At 71.1% G+C, this 19,474-nt stretch carries 17 protein-coding genes; 6 read left to right on the top strand and 11 right to left on the bottom strand.

What is annotated here, in order from left to right:
- Positions 1–29: 29 nt before the first annotated feature.
- Positions 30–1,628 (top strand): 4-hydroxyphenylacetate 3-hydroxylase family protein, encoded by a 1,599-nt coding sequence (locus BLT25_RS22870; protein WP_091050982.1) that lies wholly within the window; start codon positions 30–32, stop codon positions 1,626–1,628.
- 51 nt (positions 1,629–1,679) lie between these two features.
- Here the strand turns inward: BLT25_RS22870 and BLT25_RS22875 are convergent, their stop codons facing one another.
- Positions 1,680–2,015, bottom strand: coding sequence for a hypothetical protein (locus tag BLT25_RS22875; protein ID WP_091050985.1), 336 nt, complete (start codon positions 2,013–2,015; stop codon positions 1,680–1,682).
- A 57-nt stretch (positions 2,016–2,072) separates the two neighbouring features.
- On the opposite strand from BLT25_RS22875, the gene BLT25_RS22880 reads away from it, so the two are divergent.
- Positions 2,073–2,531 (top strand): MarR family winged helix-turn-helix transcriptional regulator, encoded by a 459-nt coding sequence (locus BLT25_RS22880; RefSeq protein ID WP_091050987.1) that lies wholly within the window; start codon positions 2,073–2,075, stop codon positions 2,529–2,531.
- Positions 2,532–2,578: 47 nt separating this feature from the next.
- On the opposite strand, the gene BLT25_RS22885 is transcribed toward BLT25_RS22880, so the two are convergent.
- Positions 2,579–3,688, bottom strand: coding sequence for an NAD(P)-dependent alcohol dehydrogenase (locus tag BLT25_RS22885; RefSeq protein ID WP_091050990.1), 1,110 nt, complete (start codon positions 3,686–3,688; stop codon positions 2,579–2,581).
- 16 nt (positions 3,689–3,704) lie between these two features.
- The gene (locus BLT25_RS22890; RefSeq protein WP_091050992.1) at positions 3,705–5,150 is read right to left on the bottom strand and encodes an aldehyde dehydrogenase; all 1,446 of its coding nucleotides are present in this window, start codon (positions 5,148–5,150) and stop codon (positions 3,705–3,707) included.
- A gap of 154 nt (positions 5,151–5,304) precedes the next feature.
- Between BLT25_RS22890 and BLT25_RS22895 the strand changes: the two genes are divergently transcribed.
- Together BLT25_RS22895 and BLT25_RS22900 are read left to right on the top strand one after the other, a co-directional pair.
- Positions 5,305–6,198 (top strand): helix-turn-helix domain-containing protein, encoded by an 894-nt coding sequence (locus tag BLT25_RS22895; protein WP_143033831.1) that lies wholly within the window; start codon positions 5,305–5,307, stop codon positions 6,196–6,198.
- 125 nt (positions 6,199–6,323) lie between these two features.
- Complete coding sequence (locus BLT25_RS22900; RefSeq protein ID WP_091050994.1) at positions 6,324–7,082, top strand: SDR family NAD(P)-dependent oxidoreductase; 759 nt, start codon at positions 6,324–6,326, stop codon at positions 7,080–7,082.
- Positions 7,083–7,094: 12 nt separating this feature from the next.
- Here BLT25_RS22900 and BLT25_RS22905 read toward each other — a convergent pair whose 3' ends face one another.
- Positions 7,095–7,442 (bottom strand): ArsR/SmtB family transcription factor, encoded by a 348-nt coding sequence (locus BLT25_RS22905; RefSeq protein WP_091050996.1) that lies wholly within the window; start codon positions 7,440–7,442, stop codon positions 7,095–7,097.
- 89 nt (positions 7,443–7,531) lie between these two features.
- Here BLT25_RS22905 and BLT25_RS22910 point away from each other — a divergent pair, with 89 nt between their 5' ends.
- Entirely contained in the window at positions 7,532–8,857 is a 1,326-nt protein-coding gene (locus BLT25_RS22910; protein ID WP_091050999.1) for an NAD(P)-binding domain-containing protein, read from the top strand.
- Here BLT25_RS22910 and BLT25_RS22915 read toward each other — a convergent pair.
- Positions 8,844–9,260, bottom strand: coding sequence for an arsenate reductase ArsC (locus BLT25_RS22915; protein WP_091051001.1), 417 nt, complete (start codon positions 9,258–9,260; stop codon positions 8,844–8,846). The genes BLT25_RS22910 and BLT25_RS22915 overlap by 14 nt on opposite strands.
- Before the next feature lie 33 nt (positions 9,261–9,293).
- Positions 9,294–9,941, bottom strand: coding sequence for an arsenate reductase/protein-tyrosine-phosphatase family protein (locus BLT25_RS22920; RefSeq protein ID WP_256328744.1), 648 nt, complete (start codon positions 9,939–9,941; stop codon positions 9,294–9,296).
- A 70-nt stretch (positions 9,942–10,011) separates the two neighbouring features.
- Between BLT25_RS22920 and BLT25_RS22925 the strand changes: the two genes are divergently transcribed.
- The gene (locus BLT25_RS22925; protein ID WP_091051005.1) at positions 10,012–10,704 is read left to right on the top strand and encodes an MIP/aquaporin family protein; all 693 of its coding nucleotides are present in this window, start codon (positions 10,012–10,014) and stop codon (positions 10,702–10,704) included.
- On the opposite strand, the gene BLT25_RS22930 is transcribed toward BLT25_RS22925, so the two are convergent.
- The 5 genes from BLT25_RS22930 to benC all read right to left on the bottom strand — a co-directional run bounded on the left by BLT25_RS22930 (position 10,691) and on the right by benC (position 19,466).
- Entirely contained in the window at positions 10,691–11,419 is a 729-nt protein-coding gene (locus BLT25_RS22930) for an alpha/beta hydrolase family protein (RefSeq protein WP_091051008.1), read from the bottom strand. The two genes, BLT25_RS22925 and BLT25_RS22930, sit on opposite strands and share 14 nt — an antisense overlap.
- Entirely contained in the window at positions 11,416–12,654 is a 1,239-nt protein-coding gene (locus BLT25_RS22935) for a benzoate/H(+) symporter BenE family transporter (RefSeq protein WP_091051009.1), read from the bottom strand. The genes BLT25_RS22930 and BLT25_RS22935 overlap by 4 nt, the downstream gene beginning before the upstream one ends.
- Positions 12,651–15,314: a helix-turn-helix transcriptional regulator gene (locus BLT25_RS22940; RefSeq protein WP_218131455.1), complete on the bottom strand. Its 2,664-nt coding sequence runs from the start codon at positions 15,312–15,314 to the stop codon at positions 12,651–12,653. The genes BLT25_RS22935 and BLT25_RS22940 overlap by 4 nt, the downstream gene beginning before the upstream one ends.
- A 20-nt stretch (positions 15,315–15,334) precedes the next feature.
- Complete coding sequence (locus BLT25_RS22945) at positions 15,335–16,630, bottom strand: MFS transporter (protein ID WP_091051012.1); 1,296 nt, start codon at positions 16,628–16,630, stop codon at positions 15,335–15,337.
- Positions 16,631–16,700: 70 nt separating this feature from the next.
- A complete protein-coding gene (gene benC, locus BLT25_RS22950) occupies positions 16,701–19,466 on the bottom strand; it encodes a benzoate 1,2-dioxygenase electron transfer component BenC (protein WP_091051015.1) in 2,766 nt (921 codons plus the stop codon).
- Positions 19,467–19,474 lie beyond the last annotated feature (8 nt).

Consider the following 19,474-nt stretch of genomic DNA (forward strand, 5'->3'; position numbering starts at 1 on the left):
GCCAACTACAACCAGTCCAAGGAGACACGATGAGCGACACCCTCGCCCCCGAGACCCAGTCCGAGAACGGGCTCCCCGACGGCCCGCCGACCGTCAACCCGGCCGCCGGCTCGCCCGCGAACAAGCAGGCCAACTTCGCCTCCCGGCCGATGACCGGCGAGGAGTACATCGACAGCCTCAAGGACGGCCGCGAGATCTATCTCAACGGCGACCGCGTCAAGGACGTCACCACCCACCCGGCCTTCCGCAACCCGATCCGGATGACGGCGCGCCTCTACGACGCCCTCCACACCGGCGACCACGTGGACGAGCTGACGGTGCCGACCGACACCGGCAACGGCGGCGTCACGATGCCGTTCTTCAAGACCCCGACCTCCTCGGCGGACCTGCTCAAGGAGCGCGACGCGATCGCGCGCTGGGCGAAGATGACGTGGGGCTGGATGGGCCGCAGCCCCGACTACAAGGCCAGCTTCCTCGGCACGCTGCACGCGAACAAGGAGCTCTACGCCCCCTTCGAGGCGAACGCCGAGCGCTGGTATCGCGAGTCCCAGGAGAAGGTCCTCTACTGGAACCACGCGATCATCAACCCGCCGGTCGACCGCCAGCTGCCGCCGGACGAGGTCGGCGACGTCTACATGAAGGTCGAGAAGGAGACCGACGCCGGCCTGATCGTCTCCGGCGCGAAGGTCGTCGCGACCGGTAGCGCCATCACCAACTACAACTTCATCGCCCACTACGGCCTCCCGATCCGCAAGAAGCAGTACGCGCTCATCTGCACCGTCCCGATGGACGCGCCCGGCATCAAGCTGATCTGTCGCACGTCCTACACCCAGCAGGCGGCCCAGAACGGCACCCCGTTCGACTACCCGCTCTCGAGCCGGATGGACGAGAACGACACCATCTTCATCTTCGACAAGGTGCTGGTGCCGTGGGAGAACGTCTTCATGTACGGCGACGTCGACCGGATCAACGCCTTCTTCCCGCAGTCCGGCTTCCTGCCGCGGTTCACCTTCCAGGGATGCACCCGCCTCGCGGTCAAGCTCGACTTCATCGCCGGCCTGCTGATCAAGGCCCTCGAGACCACCGGTTCGGGCGACTTCCGCGGCGTCCAGACCCGCGTCGGCGAGGTCATCGGCTGGCGCAACCTGTTCTGGTCGCTCACCGAGTCGATGGCCCGTGACCCCGAGCCGTGGATCGGCGACGCGGTCATCCCGAAGCTGGAGTACGGCCTGACATACCGGATGTTCATGATCCACGGCTATCCGCGGGTCAAGGAGATCATCGAGCAGGACGTCGCCTCCGGCCTGATCTACCTGCCCTCGGGCGCCGCCGACTTCAAGAGCCCCGAGGTCCGCCCCTACCTGGACAAGTACGTCCGCGGCTCGAACGGCATCACCGCCGTCGACCGGGTCAAGGTCATGAAGGCCCTGTGGGACTCGATCGGCACCGAGTTCGGTGGCCGCCACGAGCTCTACGAGCGCAACTACTCCGGCAACCACGAGAACGTGAAGGCCGAGCTGCTCTTCGCCGCGCAGAACCGCGGCGACGTCGCCAAGATGACCGGCTTCGCCGACCAGTTCCTCTCCGAGTACGACCTCGACGGCTGGACCGTGCCCGACCTGTTCTGAGCACGACCCCACTGATCGGACGGCGCCCCTCCTGCCCCGGGGGCGCCGTCCTCAGCTCAGCACGAACCAGAGGCCCACGGCGGCGGGCAGGAGCCCGAGGATCAGCCACGGCGTGAACGGACTGCGCCGGTGGATGAGGAAGCCGCCGGCCAGACCGAGCACCCCGAAGGCCCCCGCGATCACGCACAACCCGATCCGCGAGCTCTGGTAGACCGGGTCGATCGCCACCGCCCCGATGGCCATCCCGACCGCCAGGTGGGCGACGGTGAACACGACGAGCACGGACGCGACCCACTGCTTCACGTGAGTCAGCGACTTGTCGTTGACGGGCCGGATCGGGTTGTCCGGGTCCATCAGGTGGCGTGGTCGTCGCGGTTGCTCGTTCACGATCCAATTCTTACCAGGCGAACTGTTTGTGCACAAACTATTGGTACGCTAACTCACATGCCGACGAAGAAGGACCCGCTCTCGGAGATCGAGAACCCCCTCGCCCTCGATCAACAGGTCTGCTTCGGCCTCGCCGTCGCCGCCCGCAGCGTCATCGCCCTCTACCGGCCCCTGCTCGAGCCCATGGGCCTGACCCACCCGCAGTATCTGGTCATGCTGGCCCTGTGGGAGGAGGAGCCGCTCCGCGTCTCCGAGCTGAGCCGGAAGGTCCAGCTCGACCCCGGCACCCTCTCCCCGCTGCTCAAGCGACTCGAGGCCCAGGACTACATCCGGCGCGAACGCAACAAGTCCGACGAGCGCTCGCTCGCCGTCGTCCTGACCGAGCGCGGACGCGCGCTGCGCGACGACGCCGAGAAGATCCCGCCGGCCATCGTCGAGCGCCTCGACATGAGCGTCGAGGAACTCATGGAGCTCCACCGCCGGCTGCTGGAGGTCATCGCCGCGGCGACCAGGTGAGTGGCGCCCACTGAGTCGGGTCGACCTGGCCGCCACGTCGACCCGACTCAGTGGGCGCCGAAGGTGAGCACCGGCTTGAGCACTTCACCGGTCTCGGCGTCGTGCACGGCCTTCTCGATGTCGGCGAAGTCATAGGTCCGCACCAACCGGTCGAACGGGAACCGACCCTGCTGGTAGAGGTCGATCAGGCGCGGGATGAACTCCTGCGGGACGCTGTCGCCCTCGACGATCCCGGTGACGCTGCGCCCGAAGAGCAGCGTGGACATGTCCAAGGAGGCCTCGGTGCCGAGGGCGGCCGCGCCGATCAGACCGCAGGTGCCGCCCTGGTTGAGGCAGTCCACGGCCTGTCGCAGCAACGCGGGCACGGCGGTGGTCTCGATGGTGTAGTCGACCCCGAGGCCGCCGGTGAGCTCCTGGATGGTCGCCACGGTGTCGCCGTCGGCCCCGTCGATGATGTCGGTGGCCCCCAGCTCCCGTGCCAGCTCCAGCCGCTGGGGCTTGATGTCCACCGCGATGATGCGGGAGCAGCCGGCGACGACGGCTGCCATGACGGCACTGAGCCCGACGGCGCCGGCGCCGAAGACCGCGATCGTGCTTCCCTCCTCGGGCGAGAGGGAGTTCAGCACTCCGCCGGCGCCCGTCTGGATGCCGCAGCCGAGCGGCCCCAGCAGCTCCAGCGGAACCGACGGGTCGACCTTGACGACGTTGCGCTCGGTCGCCAGGGCGTACGTCGCGAAGGAGGACTGCCCGAAGAACATCCCGCTGACCTGGTCGTCCCCGCGGCGCAGCGGGCTGGACCCGTCGCCGGGGCGTACCCCGGAGAAGTTGTGGGCGAAGAACTGGTCGCAGTAGGCCGGCCGGCCCGACGTACAGGTGCGGCAGCTGCCGCAGGAGTTGAAGCTGAGCACGACGTGGTCGCCCGGGGCGAGGCTGGTGACACCCTCGCCGACGGCCTCCACGACGCCCGAGCCTTCGTGCCCGAGCACGGCGGGCAGCGGGACGGGATACCACTGGTCCCGGACGATCAGGTCGGTATGGCAGACGCCGGAGCCGACGAGCCGGACCCGGACCTCTCCGGCGCGAGGCTCCTCGAGGTCCAGCTCCGTCAGGGTGAACGGGGCACCCTTTCCCTCGGTGAGGGCAGCGGTGATGCGCATGTGTCGTTCCCTTCGATCAGCGGTAGATGGTCTGCAGCTGCTGGTAGGCGGCAAGGCCTTCGGGGCCGAGCTCGCGGCCGAGGCCGCTGCCCTTGACGCCCCCGAAGGGAGCGGCCGGGTCCGGGATGTACCGGTTGACGCCGATGGTCCCGGTCTGCACGCGGCGAGCGACCTCGGCACCGCGTCCGGGGTCGGAGGTCCAGACCGTGCCCCCGAGCCCGAAGTCGGAGTCGTTGGCGATGCGTACGGCGTCGTCCACCCCGTCGTAGGAGATGACCGTCAGAACCGGGCCGAAGATCTCCTCCTGCGCCACGGTGGCGTTGTTGTCGAGACCGGCGAAGACCGTGGGCTGCACGAAGTAGCCGCGGTCGAGGTCGCCCGGCCGGCTGCCGCCGGTGGTGATCCGGCCGCCTTCGCTGCGACCCTTGGCGATGTAGGACTCCACCCGGTCGCGCTGGCGGGCGGTGGCCATCGGCCCGATCTGGGTCTCGGGCGAGGACGCCGGACCGACGGCGAGGCTGCCGGCGAAGGCGGTGAACGCCTCGACCACCTCGTCGTACCGGTTGCGCGGCGCGAGGACCCGGGTGCCGAGGAAGCAGGTCTGGCCGTTGTTCAGCAGGGTCGAGGTGAACAGGCCCTGCCCGATCTCGGCCAGGTCCAGCTGCGCGTCGTCCAGCACGATCGCCGCCGACTTGCCGCCGAGCTCGAGCGTGACGGGGCGCAGCAGCCGGCCACACTGCTCGGCGATCGCCCGGCCGGCGGCCGTGGAGCCGGTGAAGGCGACCTTGTCGACGCCGCGATGGGCAACCAGGTACGCACCCACCTCGCGGCCCGCCGGGACGATGTTGATCACCCCCGCGGGGATGCCGGCGGCCTCCACCGCCTCGGCCAGCAGGTACGCGTCGAGCACGGTCTCGGGGGACGGCTTGATCACCAGCGTGCAGCCTGCCGCCAGCGCCGGGGCGAGCTTGAACATCGTCAGGGCCTGCGGGAAGTTCCACGGCACGACGGCCGCGACGACGCCGACCGGATGGCGGCGTACCTCGATGTCGCCGCCGAACATGCCGGGCCGCACCTCGGTGAACTCGGACGTCGCGGCGAGCCCGGCGTAGTAGCGCAGCACGGCGCTCGGGTAGCCGACCTCGAGCTGACGGGCGACCGCGACCGGCATGCCGTTCTGGGAGCTGACCCGCTCCACGAACGCGTCCGCCCGGGCGTCCAGCTCCTCGGCAAGGCGCTCCATCGCCTGGGCCCGGCGCGCCGGCTCCCATCCCGACCACACGCTCGGGTCGTCGAAGGCGCGACGGGCCGCGTCCACCCCCGCATCCACGTCTGCCTCCTGGGCCTCCGGCACCTGACCCGCCACCTGCTCGGTGCTCGGGTTCACCGGGGTGATCACCTTGTCGCTGCTCGGGGCGACCCATTCACCGCCGATGAAGAGCGACTCGTACGTCAGGCTCATGTTGGTCTTCCTCTCCGTGGTCCTCGCCTGGTCGGCGTCGGTACGTCCGTTAGCCTTGTGTCTCGCGTCACAGTCGCGTTGACCGCGCGCGCCCCGGTGTTTGACGGTTCGCGCCAACGACGTCCGGAAACAGGCACGGAGAGGAGACGAGGCCATGACTGCGATCGCCGCACCGCGCTGGCGCGAGCAGATGGACGCCACCTTCGGCCTCTCGCTGCCGGCACCGCCGATCGGAGCACGCGGGCTGGTGCGCCACCGGACGCTCGGACACATCGATGCGTTCCGGGTCGCCGGCACCCCGCAGCTGCTCCGGCGTACGCCGCATGCCATCCGGTCCGCCGAGAGCGCACCGCTGAAGGTGTGCGCCGTCCGTGCGGGCGAAGTGGTCCTGCGCCGCGACGACCTGCCGGACCTACGGCTGGGCCCCGGCGACATCGCGCTCTACGACACCGGGAGTCCCTACGAGCTGCGCCTGATGAATCGGTGGAACTGCACCGTCATGACGATCGCCCGCGACGACCTGGCGTTGCCGTCCCGCACGCTGTGCCACGCACTCGAGCACCAGCTCCCGGGCCAGGGACCCGGAGCGGTGCTCACCCAGCTGCTCGAGTCAGCCGTCGACGACGCCTTCGCCCGCTCGGACACCGCGATCCTCCTCGGCCACGCCAGCGTCGACCTGCTCACCGGGCTGGCCTACGAGCTGGATGCGCCCACCGCCCCGGACCATGCCCTCCGGATCGCCGTCCTCGGCCACATCCGCGAGCACCTCGGCGACCCCGACCTCGGCGTCACCTCGATCGCCCGCGCTCACCGCATCTCCCCGCGTACGCTGCACCGGCTCTTCGCCGAGGAGGAGTGGACCGTCTCGGAGACGATCCGAAATCTACGTCTCGACGCGGTCCGGTCCGACCTCGTCAACCCGAACCTGGCCGGCCGCAGCATCATGGCCATCGCCGCCGCGCACGGCTTCTTCGACCAGTCTCACCTCACCCGCGCGTTCCGGACCCGGTTCGGCACCACCCCGGCCGCGGCACGCCGCGAGGCGTGAGGTGACGGTCGCGGAGGCATAGATCACTCCCGCGACAGGAAGAGGACGGACCCCCGCCAGCGTTATTTGAATGTTGGATCAAATGACGCCCGGACCCTGGCCCGGACAGACGCGAGGAGGAACACATGACGTTCGACAACAAGGTCGCCCTGGTGACCGGCGGCGGTAGCGGGCTCGGGGAGGCGATCGCGAAGGAGCTCGCCGGACTGGGCGCGAAGGTCGTGGTCACCGACATCAACCTCGAGGGTGCCACCAGGGTCGCCGACGAGATCAAGGCGAAGGGCGGCGAAGCGACCGCTCTGCGGTCCGACACCTCGAAGGTCGAGGACGCGGAGAGCTCGGTCAAGTTCGCCGTCGAGACGTACGGAAAGCTCAACTACGCGGTCAACAACGCCGGGATCGGCGAGCCGCCGGCACCGGTGGGCGAGCTGGTCCCCAGCGACTGGGACCGCGTCATCGGCATCGACCTCTCCGGGGTCGCCTACGGCCTGCGCTACCAGATCCCCGAGCTGCTCAAGACCGGCGCCGGCGAGTCCGCGATCGTGAACATGGCCTCGATCCACGGCGAGGTCGCCGCGCTGGGCAACCCGGCCTACACCGCCGCGAAGCACGGGGTCATCGGGCTCACCAAGAACGCTGCCGCCGAGTACGGCCCGGCCGGACTGCGGATCAACGCGGTCGGCCCCGGCTACATCGAAACCCCTGCCGTCAAGGCCGTCTCCGCTATCGAGGGCGCTCACGAGGCCCTGGTCGCCAAGCACCCCCTGGGCCGCCTCGGCCGCCCCGAGGAGATCGCCACCGTCGTCCGCTTCCTGCTCTCCGAGGACGCCTCGTTCGTCACCGGTGCGTACTGGAAGATCGACGGCGGCTACACCACCGTCTGACTCCGGCGCCCCTCAACGAGACGCCAGCGCGCCCGCGAGGGAATCGAGGACGCCGGGGACGATGGAGAAGTAGGCCCACCTGCCGCGTTGCTCGCGGGTGACGAGTCCGGCTTCGACCAGCAGCTTCATGTGATGGGAGACCGTCGGCTGGGAGAGCCCGACCGGCTCGATGAGGTCGCAGACGCAGGCCTCCTTGTCCTCGGCGGCCGCGATGATCGAGAGCAGCTTGACCCGGTTGGGGTCGCCGAGCGCCTTGAACATCCGTGCCAGCGCCTCGGCCTGGCTGTCGTCGAGAACGCCCGACGTCACCGGCGAGCAGCACGCGACGGCGGCGGACGGAAGCACGGGAAGAACGGTCATGAGGACGAGTCTACCGAATGATATTGACGAACGTCGATATGAGTCATAAGGTCGCCGTCATATCGACGTTCTTGAATCTGAGGAGCATCATGACCGACCTTCCCGTTGCCGTCATCGGCGCCGGCCCCCAGGGCCTCGCGGCCGCTGCCCATCTCCTCGAGCGCGGCCTCACGCCGCTCGTGCTCGAGCAAGGGAGCGAGCCCGCGGCAGCCGTCGCCGAATGGGGTCACGTACGTCTCTTCTCGGCGTGGCCCGAGCTCGTCGACAAGGCCGCCGGCCGGCTTCTGGAGCCGACCGGCTGGGCCGCGCCGACGTCTGGTTACCCGACCGGGGCGCAGTGGCGCGAGCGCTACCTCGTCCCCCTGGCCGACGCGCTCGGTGACCACGTCCACTACGGAGCCACGGTCACCGGCGTCTCCCGCAAGGGCCGCGACCGCCTGGTCGACGCCGACCGCGCCGAGCAGCCGTTCGTCCTGCACGTGACCGGCACCGACGGCACCGAGGAGCGCATCGAGGCGCGGGCCGTCATCGACGCCTCCGGCACCTGGCGCCGGCCCAACCCGGCTGGTGCCGACGGGCTCCCGGCGCTCGGGGAGCGTGCCGCACACGCCGCGGGGGCTCTCGGCTACGCCGTCCCGGACCGCGCCCACCCCGAGGCGTACGCGGGCCGGCACACGGTCGTGATCGGCGCGGGCGACTCCGCGTTCAACGCCGTCAACGAGCTCACCGCCATCGGCAAGGACCACCCGGGAACGAGGATCACCTGGGCGATCCGTCGCGCGGTCTCGACGAACACCTTCGGTGGCGGCGAGGCCGACGAGCTCCCGGAGCGGGGCGCCCTCGGCGTACGCGCGAGGAAGGCGGTCCAGGACGGCTCGGTCGAGCTGGTGACCGGGTTCCGCACAGAGCGGGTCGACGGCGCCACCGTCGTCGCCGAGGACGGCCGCGCGATCGAGGCCGACCAGGTCGTCGTCCTCACCGGCTACCGCCCCGACCTCGGCTTCCTGAGCGAGATGCGCCTCGATCTCGACCCGACACTGGAGGCGCCGCGCAACATCGCGGTCCAGATCGACCCCAACCTGCACTCCTGCGGATCGGTCAGCGCGACCGGCGCGAAGGACCTCGCCCAGCCCGAGACCGACCTCTACCTCGTGGGGATGAAGTCCTACGGTCGCGCACCGACCTTCCTGGCGATGACCGGCTACGAGCAGGTACGCAGCGTGGTGGCCGAGCTCGCCGGAGACCACGACGCAGCCGCCCGGGTGGAGCTGGAGCTCCCCGACACCGGGGTCTGCGGCGGCGCCGGGGTCTTCGACGACCCGGACAGCACCAAGAGCGGCGGCGGCTGCTGCGGAACCCCCGCACCGAGCGAGGAGATCTTCACGATCAGCCGGGCGCCGATCACTCTCTCGTGATCGAGCGGGCGGGTGTCACGCCGAGCTCACCGAGCAGGGCGAGCACCCGCTGCTCGATCTCGTCACGGATGCCGCGCACGTGCTCGATGTCTCCACCCTTCGGATCGGTGACCTTCCAGTCCTCGTAGCGCTTGCCCGGGTAGAACGGGCAGGCGTCGCCGCAGCCCATGGTGATGACGGCGTCGGCGCTGCGTACGACCTCGTCGGTCCACGGTTTCGGGAACTCCCCGGAGATGTCGATCCCCAGCTCGGCCATGACCTCGACAGCGACCGGGTTGATCGCCGCTGCCGGCGCCGAGCCTCCGGACCAGCCGATCGCCTGGTCGCCGGCGTAGTACTGAAAGAAGCCGAGCGCCATCTGGGAGCGGCCGGCGTTCTCGACACAGAGAAACAGCACATTCATCGAAGGCTCTCCTTGCGTGGGGGACGTGGGGGTTCAGGAGTCGAAGCGGGAGGCAAGCGCCTTGATGCGGTGCTCGAGCTGGGTATAGGCGGCATCGAAGGCCTCGGGGCCCTTGTCCACGGGATCGGGGATCGACCAGTGCAGCTCGCCGGGAACCTTCGGCGTCTCGTGGGCGCGGTCGCACACGGTGATCACCAGGTCGTCGGGATCTAACACGTCATCCATCTGCCGAGGCTCCACGATCGGGAGGTCGAGGTCGTGGCGGGCAGCGGCGTCGACCGTCGCCGGATTGATGCGGTCGGCCGGATGCGTGCCGGCCGAGACGGCCGGGATCGCGCTGTTCTGACGCCACAGCGCCGCGGCCAGATGGGATCGCGCCGAGTTGCCCGTGCACACGAACAGGACACGCCTGGGCACCGCCACGGGGGACGCGGTGCCCAGGCTCTCGAGCGCGTCCTGCTCGAGGTGCAGGTACGTGCGTCTCCCGTCGCCCTCGGAATGATGACGGGACACGACGCCTGCGCTCACCAGCGCCTGGACGTGGTGGGCAAACAAGTTCGACGGGACATTGAGCATCCCGGCGAGCTCTGTGGGGGAGGCATCACTCGTCTGGAGGCTGTCGACGATGCGCAGCCGCACCGGATCGCCGAGCGCCGCATGAATCCTGGCCCGACGGTCCAACCCGGCCTGTCTCTCAACCTCCATTGACTCAATATTGACTGAGTAATCACGCCACGTCAAGAATGCCGGAGTGAACTCATCCCTCCCCCGCCGCCTTCTCGCCGAGCTCCTCGGCACAGCACTGCTCGTCGCCGTGGTCGTCGGATCGGGCATCGCCGCGCAGCAGCTCTCTCCCGACGACGTCGGCCTGCAGCTCTTGGAGAACTCCTTGGCGACGGTGTTCGGGCTGGCCGCGCTGATCCTGATGTTCGGCCCGGTCTCGGGCGCGCACTTCAACCCGGCGGTCTCGCTCGCCGACTGGTTTCTCGGCCGCCGACCGGGCACGGGGCTCTCGCTCCCCGAGGTCGGCGCCTACTCGATCGCGCAGATCCTCGGAGCGATCGGTGGCGCGGCGCTGGCCAACGTCATGTTCGACGTCGACCAGGCGATCTCGACCAAGGACCGTGCCACCGGTGGCCATCTCGTGGCCGAGATCGTCGCCACGGCGGGCCTGATCGTGCTGATCTTCGCCCTCGTACGCAGCGACCGCGGCGCTCTGGTGGCGCCGGCCGTCGGTGGCTACATCGGCGCTGCTTACTGGTTCACCAGCTCCACCTCGTTCGCCAACCCGGCGGTCACGATCGGCCGGGTCTTCTCCGACACCTTCGCCGGGATCGCGCCCGGCTCGGTGGCGCCGTTCGTCCTCGCGCAGCTCGTCGGAGCCGCTCTCGGCGTACTCCTGATCCTGGCTCTCTACCCCGCCGTCGAGGTCAGACGGCGCTGACCGCGGTGAGCAGGTGCGGCCAGGCGGTCGAGGCCGGGTCGCCCCAGGCGGCGTGGTCGGCGTCGTCGACCACCTCCAGGCGTACGTCGGGGTGTGCTGCCGCGTAGCGCTCGGAGATCGCGAGCGGGACCACGGTGTCGGCAGCGCCGTGCAGGATCCGCACGGGGACCCGAGGAGCGAGGCCGAGCGGGTCGGCGGCGGCGTACGTCTCGGGGTCCTCGGACGGGGTGCCGCCGAGGAACTCCTCGACCGCGCCGTCACCGAGGCCGTCCTGGCTCATCGCGGCCAGCGCCGCGGCCGGGGCCAGAGCCACGACGCCTGTGACCAGGGTGCCTTCCCGGGCAGCCGCCCACAGGGCGAGCTGGCCGCCGGAGGAGTGTCCGACGAGGGTGATCCGGCGGGGCGCGTCGTTGTGGATGGTCCACTCCCGGCCGCTGAGCTGGATCGACTCGATCGCGGTCTCGACGTCGTCGAAGGCCTGCCGCCACTGGCCGGGTCCGTGCCGGTACTCGACCGTCGCGGTCAGATGGCCCGCCTCGGCCAGCGCCCGGCCCGCGGACCAGGTGCGCATCCGGTCGGAGTCGCGCCACATCCCGCCGTGGAGCAGGAGCACGAGCGAGTCGGTCGCCTCGGCCGGCTCGAAGACGTCGGCGACCTGACGAGCGGTGGCGCCGTAGCGCATCGTCGCGTCGGGGTAGGTGTCTGTCAGAGTCATGGGTTCTCCTCGCGGTTGCGGCTGTTTCGGCTGTCATGGTCGAGCAGCACGCTGACCGCAACACCGACCACCAGCCCCCAGAAGGCGGAGCCGATGTTGAAGACGGTGATGTCGGCGACGGTGACCAGGAAGGTGACCAGCGCGCCGGTGACGTAGGGCCCGCTGAAGGCGGTCTGGAAGGCGCCCTGGAGCGGCTTGAGCATGGCCAGGCCGCCCAGCACCGCGACGTACGCCTCGGGCATGGTGGTGATGACCCGCACCATGCCGGGGGCGAGCAGGCCGAACCCGATCGCGAGTACGCCGCACCAGATCGCCGCGGCATAGTGCCGCCGTCGCTCGCCCGAGGCGGTGACCAGCGCGTTGGTCGGTCCGGCCAGGCAGGTGGACACGCCGCCGAAGGGAGCCGCGACCAGGGAGGTCACCCCGCACCAGCCGGTCACCTGGTTCATCCGCGGGTCGTGGCCGGCGGCCCTCAGGACCGCCATGCCCTGGCCGTTCTGGACGACCAGGACCGTGATCAGCAGCGGGATGGTGAGCTCGACGAAGGCGGAGCCGGTGAAGACGGGGGTCGTCCAGACCGGCTCGACCAGCCAGCGGCCGGAGACCTCGACGGCCGGTCGGTCGGCGAGGCTCACCGCGACCGCGCCGACGGCGAGCGCGACCAGCACCGCCGGGAGCCAGCGCGCCAGCTTGGGAATCGCGCTGACGGCGACGAAGGCGATCACCATCGGCCCGGCGATCGCCAGGTCGCGGTCGACGGCGAGGACCAGATCGGTGCCGAAGCGGAGGAAGACACCGGCCACCATCGCCATCACGATCGGCATCGGCAGCAGATGCATGACCCGGTCGACCTGACGGGTCAGGCCCAGCGCGACCAGGAGCAGCGCCGCCATCACGAAGCCGCCGACCGTCTCCGGCCACGTGGTCCCGGCGGCCATCGCCTGGCCGACGACCACGGTGCCGGGGATGGTCCAGAAGTAGACGAGCGGCTGCCTGCTCCAGCGTGAGGCGATGATCGTCAGCACACCGTTGAGGCAGAAGACCGCGCTCACCCAGGAGGCGACGACACCGGCGGAGAGCCCTGCTCCCTGGCCGACGGCGAGGATGACCGCGACCGGGCCGGTGCAGGAGAACAGGAACCCGATGAAGCCGTTGACCAGCTCGTGACGGCCCAGGTCACGCCTCAGGCCGGGCCGGGTCTCGCGGACGTCGAAGTCGTCGAGGTCGGTGCTCATGGCTCCTCCGTCGGCTCGGCCGCCATCGCCGCGAGCTCGGTCCGGCTGCGCACGCCGAGCTTCGCGTAGATGCGGGTCAGGTGGTACTGCACGGTCTTGGGCGAGACGAACAGCTGCGCGGCGACCTCGCGGTTGGAGAGCCCCGAGGCGACCATCTGCGCGACGGTCTCCTCCTGCGGGGTCAGATCCACCGGCCCGCGCTGGCCGCGCGGCGCCCGCACTCCCCCGGCGCGCAGCTCCCGCTGGGCGGCGTCGACGTACGTCAGCGCCCCGAGCCCGTCCCACAGATCGCGCGCCGAGGAGAGCAGCGCCTCCGCGTCACGACGGCGGCCGGCACGGCGCAGCGCCTGCCCGTAGGCGAAGGTGACCCGGGCGCGCTCGTAGCGCAGCGGCAGCCCGTCGAGGAGCTCGAGCGCGCGGTCGAAGGTGTCGCGGACGCCGGCGAGGTCGCCGCGAGCGCCGTGCCAGCGGCCGCGGGCGGTGGCCAGCCTGGCCTGGGCGGAACGGTGCTGCTCCTGGTGGGCGCGGGTCTCGTGCGGGCGGAGGAAGTCGTCTGCCTCGTCCAGCCTGCCCTCCGCGATCAGCGCGGCGGCGTACGTCTCGGCCCACGGCCAGATGGCCGGCTCGGTCAGCGCGCTGCCGGCCGGGGCCTGGGTGAGCGGCTCGAGGATGCGGAGGACGGCACGGAAGTCGCTGCGCGCCTCGGCGAGGTGGGCGCGGGCGAGCAGCGCGGGCACGCGCATGATCTCGTAGCCCTGCGCCCCGATCTCGGCGGCGCGTGCGGTGCGGGCGGCCTCCTCCCAGGTGCCGCGCAGCAGGTGGGTCTCGGTGGCCGTCCACTCCAACAGCGGGGTGACCAGGGCGATGCCGGACTCGGCGGCCAGCGCCCGGCCGGCCGCGACCGTCTGCAGCGCCGCCTCGCCCTCACCGGTCAGGAACTGCACGCGCGCCAGCCAGGCCAGGGCCCACATCGAGATCCGGGTCGAGCCGCCGAGGACGCGTGGGTCGGTGACCCCCTCCAGGCGGCTGCGGGCCTCGTCGGGCTCGTCGGAGAGTACGCCGAGCCAGCCTCGGCCCATGGTGACCCGCTGGGTCTGGGCGCTGTGCCCGACGCGGCGGGCGGCCAGGGCGTACGCCTCGTGGGCGTCCCCGAACCGGCCGGCCATCGCCAGGCCGAGCCCGCGGATCGCCGCCGCCTCGACGCCCGCCGCGGAGTCCCGGCCGGCCAGCGAGATCGCCCGGTCGGCCCAGGTGACCAGCTCGTCGCCGCGGCACAGAGCCAGCGAGTGCAGTACGTGCCGGGTGGCGATCAGCGCGGCGGTCTCCGGCTCCCGGTCGGCGTTGACGATGTCCCAGGCGCGCTTGAGCCGCACCTCGGCCTCGGTGGCGCGGCCGCGCAGGATCGCCAGATAGGCGAGCACGGCATCGCGCAGCGGCGTCTCGCGCAGGCTCTCGACGACAGGGACCAGCGCCGCGGCGCCCATGCCGTCGCCGGCCGCGACCAGGGCGTCGACGGAGCGGATCAGCCGGTCGTCGCGCCGCACGGGGTCCTCGGTGAGCCGGCTGGAGTCACGGTAGAGGGCCGCGGCCTCCGCCCAGGCGCCCTCGTCACCGCGGCGCTGGGCCAGCCGGGCGACCTCCTCGGCGAGCTCGGCGTCGGGCAACGGGGTGGCGGCGACGAGGTGCCGGGCCCGGCGGACCTCGTCGTCGACGATCGCGGCGGCGCGCTGGTGCGCGTCGGCGGCCCGGCGAGCGCCCATCGTGGCCAGCACGGCGACGCCGACCAGTGGCGTACGCCATCGGGGGCGGTGGTCGCGGGTGGTCTCCGCCAGCCCGGCCGCGGCCAGGGCGTCGACCGCGGAGAGCGGGTCCTCGAGGCCCGCGAGCGCCGCGGCCTGACCCAGCGACGCGTCCTCTCCCAGGATCGCGAAGGCCTCGGCGAGGGCACGACCGTCGGCACCGCAGCCGGCGAGGGCGAGCTGCACCTCGTCGCGTACGTGGACCGGGGCCGGCAGCTGGGTGTCGGGCCGCGCCCAGCGGGTCGGCGGCAGCTCGTCGAGCAGAGCGACCGCGTCGCGCGGGCTGCCCGCAGTGTGGCGGGCGAGGACCTCGGCCATCGACGGGTGCAGGACCCGTCCTCGCAGCGAGGCCAGCTCGCCGACCGCGGCCGCGTCCAGCCCCTCGATGCGTACGGTCTCGGCTGCGATCTCGCCGAGGAACGCGGTGCTGCGGGTCGCCGCGAGTACCACCAGCACCGGTGCGCCGCGGTGCCGGCGCAGCGCGGAGGCGATCGCCTGCAGCGAGAACGTGTCGGCGAGGTCGGCGTCGTCGACCAGGACCAGTCCGGGCTCCTCATCCACCCCCACTGCGCGCGCGACCAGGGCATCGGCCGCGGCGACCGGGTCGGCCGGGGGGATCTCGCCGAGCAGCTGGCGCAGCACCGCCCCCGGTGAGTCCTGCTCCCACGCACCGGCACGGGCCTTCAGCGACGCCGTCGCGACCCGGTCGGCCAGTCCGCGCAGCAGCGCGGTCTTGCCCAGCCCCGGGTCTCCGAGGACCAGGACGGCGGCGGAGCCGGAAGTGCGGGTGCGGGCCAGCCGCGAGGTGAGCTCGACGAGCTCGTCCTCGCGACCGACACACCCAGCTCTCTCTATGAGCACGGTCACACCCTAGGCCCCCTTCAGGCCGGTACGCCGTCGTCGAGCGTGACGCTCACGACGGTCTCCTGCGGGGACCGCGGCACCGCCACGGTCACGACGGCACCGAGCACCGCGACACCGGCGAAGATCTGGAAGGCGGTGGTGCCGCCCACCCCGGCGGCGACCAACGCCCCGCCGATGATCGGTCCGACGATCCCACCCAGCCGGCCGAACCCGGCACACCAGGCGACGCCCGCGCCGCGGGCCCTGGTCGGGTAGTAGTTGGCGACGAGCCCGTAGATCAGCACCTGCGTACCGATCGTGCCGACGCCGGCGATCGCTACGGCCGGGAACAGGACGGTGAGCGGCAGCCCGAGGGGCAGCAGCAACAGCATCAGGCCGGCGAGCACGAAGGTCGTCGAGACCACCTTCTTGGCCCCGGTGCGGTCGGCGACGTACGAGGCGAGGAGACCGCCGAGGATGGCGCCACCGTTGAGCACCAGCAGGAAGGTGAGCGCGTACCCCTTGCCGTAGCCGTTGTCCTCCATGATCTTCGGCAGCCAGGTGTTCAGGCCGTAGGTGAGCAGCAGACCGGAGAAGCTCATCAGGCCGAGCACCAGCGTCGGGAACGCGAGCGGGCGGCGCGCCAGGGCGCTGAAGCCGACCGCCTCCTGGGCGGTGTCGGTCGCCGCGACCCGGCCGCGGGAGTCGAGCCACAGCTGCGACTCGGGCAGCTTGGCGATCGCGAAGGGCAGCAGGAGCACCAGCGGGGCGGCGCCGATCGCCATCAGGATCCGCCAGTTGGAGCCGCTCGGATCGATGATGAGCGCCATCACGGAGGCGGTCACACCACCGGCGGGGATGCCGCTGTAGACGATCGCGTTGAGCCGGTTCTTCCGCTCCGGCGGCGCGAACTCGGCGACCAGGGCGCCGACGGTCGCCAGGATCGCGCCGAGCCCGATGCCGGTGAGGAAGCGCAGCGTGCCGAAGACGGCGATCGACTGCGCGAACGCGGTCGCGGCCATCCCGAGCGAGAACCAGGTGATGCTGGCGAGCACCACCTTCCGGCGGCCGATCCGGTCACTGACCGCGCCGGCGCTCAGCGCGCCCACGAGCACGCCGACCAGCGCATAGCTGCCGAGCGTGCCCGCCTGGCCCGCGGAGAGCTGCCCGATCTGCGAGGGATCGGCCATCAGGGTCGGCAGCACCGTGCCGTAGACCACGAGGTCGTAGCCGTCGAACATCAGGGCCAGCGCGGAGAGCGCGACGACCCAGGTGAGCTGGCGCGCTGTCTTGGCCCGGGCGATTTCGTCGGTGTTTGCTGTGTTGTCGGGCATGGGTGATCTCCATGGGTGACGCGAGCGTGCTCGCGAAGGGAGGGACGGCCCCGAGAGAGGACCTGGTGGCTCAGCCGAGGTCACCGCCGGCGACGGGAAGAACCGTGCCGGTGATGTAGGAGGCTTCCTCGGAGGCGAGGAAGCAGATCGCGGCGGCCTGCTCGTCGAGCGTGCCGTAGCGGTGCATCAGTGAGGTCTCGAGGGTCTGGTCGATATGGGCCTGGAACCAGGCCTTCTCGTCGTCGGTCTGCGGCGTTGGTGTGCCCCGGGAGATCCGGCGTGGCGGAGCCTCCGTACCTCCCGGGGCCGTCGCGGTGACCCGGACACCTGAGCCGGCGTACTCCAGCGCGAGCGAGGCGGTGATCGCGTTGATCCCGCCCTTCGCCGCGGAGTACGGGATCCGGTGGATGCCGCGGGTCGCGGCCGAGGAGACGTTGACGATGACGCCGTCGCCGCGCTCGACCATGTCCGGCAGCGCGGCCCGGCAGGCGTAGAGCGTCGTCATCAGCGACCGGGTGATCTCGGCGTCGATCTGCTCAGGCGTGAACTCGGTGAACGGCTTGAAGTTGATCGCGCCGCCGACGTTGTTGATCAGCACGTCGATCCGGCCGTACGCCTCCAGCGCCCGCTCGACCAGTGCGGCCGCGCCCTCGTAGTGCTCGAGGTCGCACTCGACCGCGAGAGCGTTCCCGCCCTGGCCGGTGAGCTCGTCGCTCACCTCGGCGACCAGCGGCGAGCGGTCGGCGAGGACCACCTTGCCGCCCTCGGCGGCCACCCGTCGGGCGACCTGCGCGCCGATGCCCTGGGCCGCGCCGGTGACCACCACGACCTGGCCGGCGAACCGGCTGGGGGTGATGAAACGCGGCCGGTTCGCGGCGGCCGACTCGGCCATCGCCCGCCGCATCGTCTCCTTGGACCGCTCGCTGTGGGCCTTGATCAGCTCGCGGGCGGCCGCGCGGTCACCGCGCTCGAAGGCCTCGACGATGTCGAGGTGGTCCTGGGTGCACTGCGGGTGGCACCAGGTGGCGTTGCGCAGCACGTCCTCCATCCGGCCCTTGACCCCGAGCGCCTGGTAGGCGGCCAGCAGGTGGCTGTTGCCGGTGAGGGTGAACAGGTAGTCGTGGAACGCGGCGTTCGACTCGGTGTAGCCGTGGGCGTCGAGGAACCGGTCCCCGTCCACGTACGGCAGGGTGGACTCGGCGAGCAGCCGGTAGCCGGCCAGCTTCTGGGAGTCGAGCCGCCCGATGGTGAGATCGAGCGCCCCCACCTCCAGCGCCGCCCGGGCCTCGAAGATCGCGTCGGACGCGGAGATGTCGGGGTGCTCCTCACCGATCGTGTAGCCGTCCTCGGTGGTGTCCTCGCCGCCCTTGCTGGTCGAGCCGGGCTCGCGAGGGACGAGCGAGTCCGTGTCGAGACCAACAGAGTCGTCTCGAGCGAAGATCTCCTGGCCGCCGATACGACGCGCCTCGGCGGAAACGATCAGGTCCTCGACCGTGTTGGTCTCGACACCGGCCACTGCGTGTCCGGGCTCGACCAGCGGAGGAAGCACCAACTGCCCAGCGATGCGGCGAATCCGGTCACCATCGTCGGTCGAGCCGCCGGAGCCGCTAGGCGGAGGCCCCGCCGGGTCAGGCACAGTGAGACCAACAGATTCGTCTCGAGCGAACGTCTCCTGACCGCCGATGCTCCGTGCCTCGGGGGACTCGATCAGGGTCTCGGCCGTGTTGGTCTCGACACGCTCGCTGGCGCTCGCGGCTCGACCGGCGGTCGGGGCTGCCGATGCCTCGGTGGCGGGGACGGCGAGGGCGAACTTCTCGTAGTAGAACCCGGTGGGCTCGAGGCCGGCGCCCGAGACGTGGGTACGCACCGCCTCGACCATCGGCGGCGGGCCGCACAGGTAGATCGCGACGTCGCCGCCGTGCAGGTCGTCCTCGCCGATCAAGCTCGTCACGTAGCCCTTGTTGGCCGCGGACGAGTCGGGGTCGGAGACACAGTGGTCCCAGCTGAACCCGGGCAGCCGCGAGACCAGCTCCGCGACCTCGTCGAGCATGACCAGGTCGTCGTCGGTGCTGACGCCGTAGACCAGGCGCCCGCCGCGGTCGCAGCCGTCGACCTCCAGCTGGCGCAGCATCGAGAGCACCGGTGCGAGCCCCGTGCCACCGGCCAGCATCAGCACCGGCCGGCGCGCCTCGCGCAGGAAGAAGGACCCGTTCGGCCCGGTGAAGGTGACCTCGTCACCGACGGCGGCGCGCTCGGTCAGCCAGGTCGACATCGCACCGCCCGGGGTGAGCTTGACCAGGAAGACGAGCCGCTCCTCGTGCGGGGCGTTCGCGAAGGAGTACGAGCGGGTCACCTCGGTGCCCGGGACAGCGATGTTGACGTACTGGCCCGGCAGGAAGGCCAGCTCGCCCCGGTTGGGGATGTCGATGGAGAGCTCGACCGTGGTCGGGCTCAGCCGGTCCAGGCCGACCACGGCGCCGGTATAGCTCGCGGCGCCGGTCTTGGCGACCTCGGAGGTGGTGGCGATCTGCAGCGCGAGGTCCGAGCGCGGCTTCATCGAGCACGGCAGGGCGTACCCCTCGGCGGCCTCCGCCTCGGAGAGCGCGTCCTCGATGTAGGTGCCGCCGTCGTACTCCCCCGACTCGCACAGCGCCTTGCACGTCCCGCAGGCGCCGTCGCGGCAGTCCAGCGGGATGTTGATCCGCTGCCGGTAGGACGCGTCGGCGACGGTCTGGTCCTCACGGACGGTGATGAACCGGGTCACCCCGTCCTCGAAGGAGAGGGCCACCTGATGCGTGGCGACCCCGGTGGTCGGCTCGGTCTCTGTTGCAGTCATCGCGCGCC

This window comes from Nocardioides sp. YR527, assembly GCF_900101045.1.
Lineage (GTDB): Bacteria > Actinomycetota > Actinomycetes > Propionibacteriales > Nocardioidaceae > Nocardioides.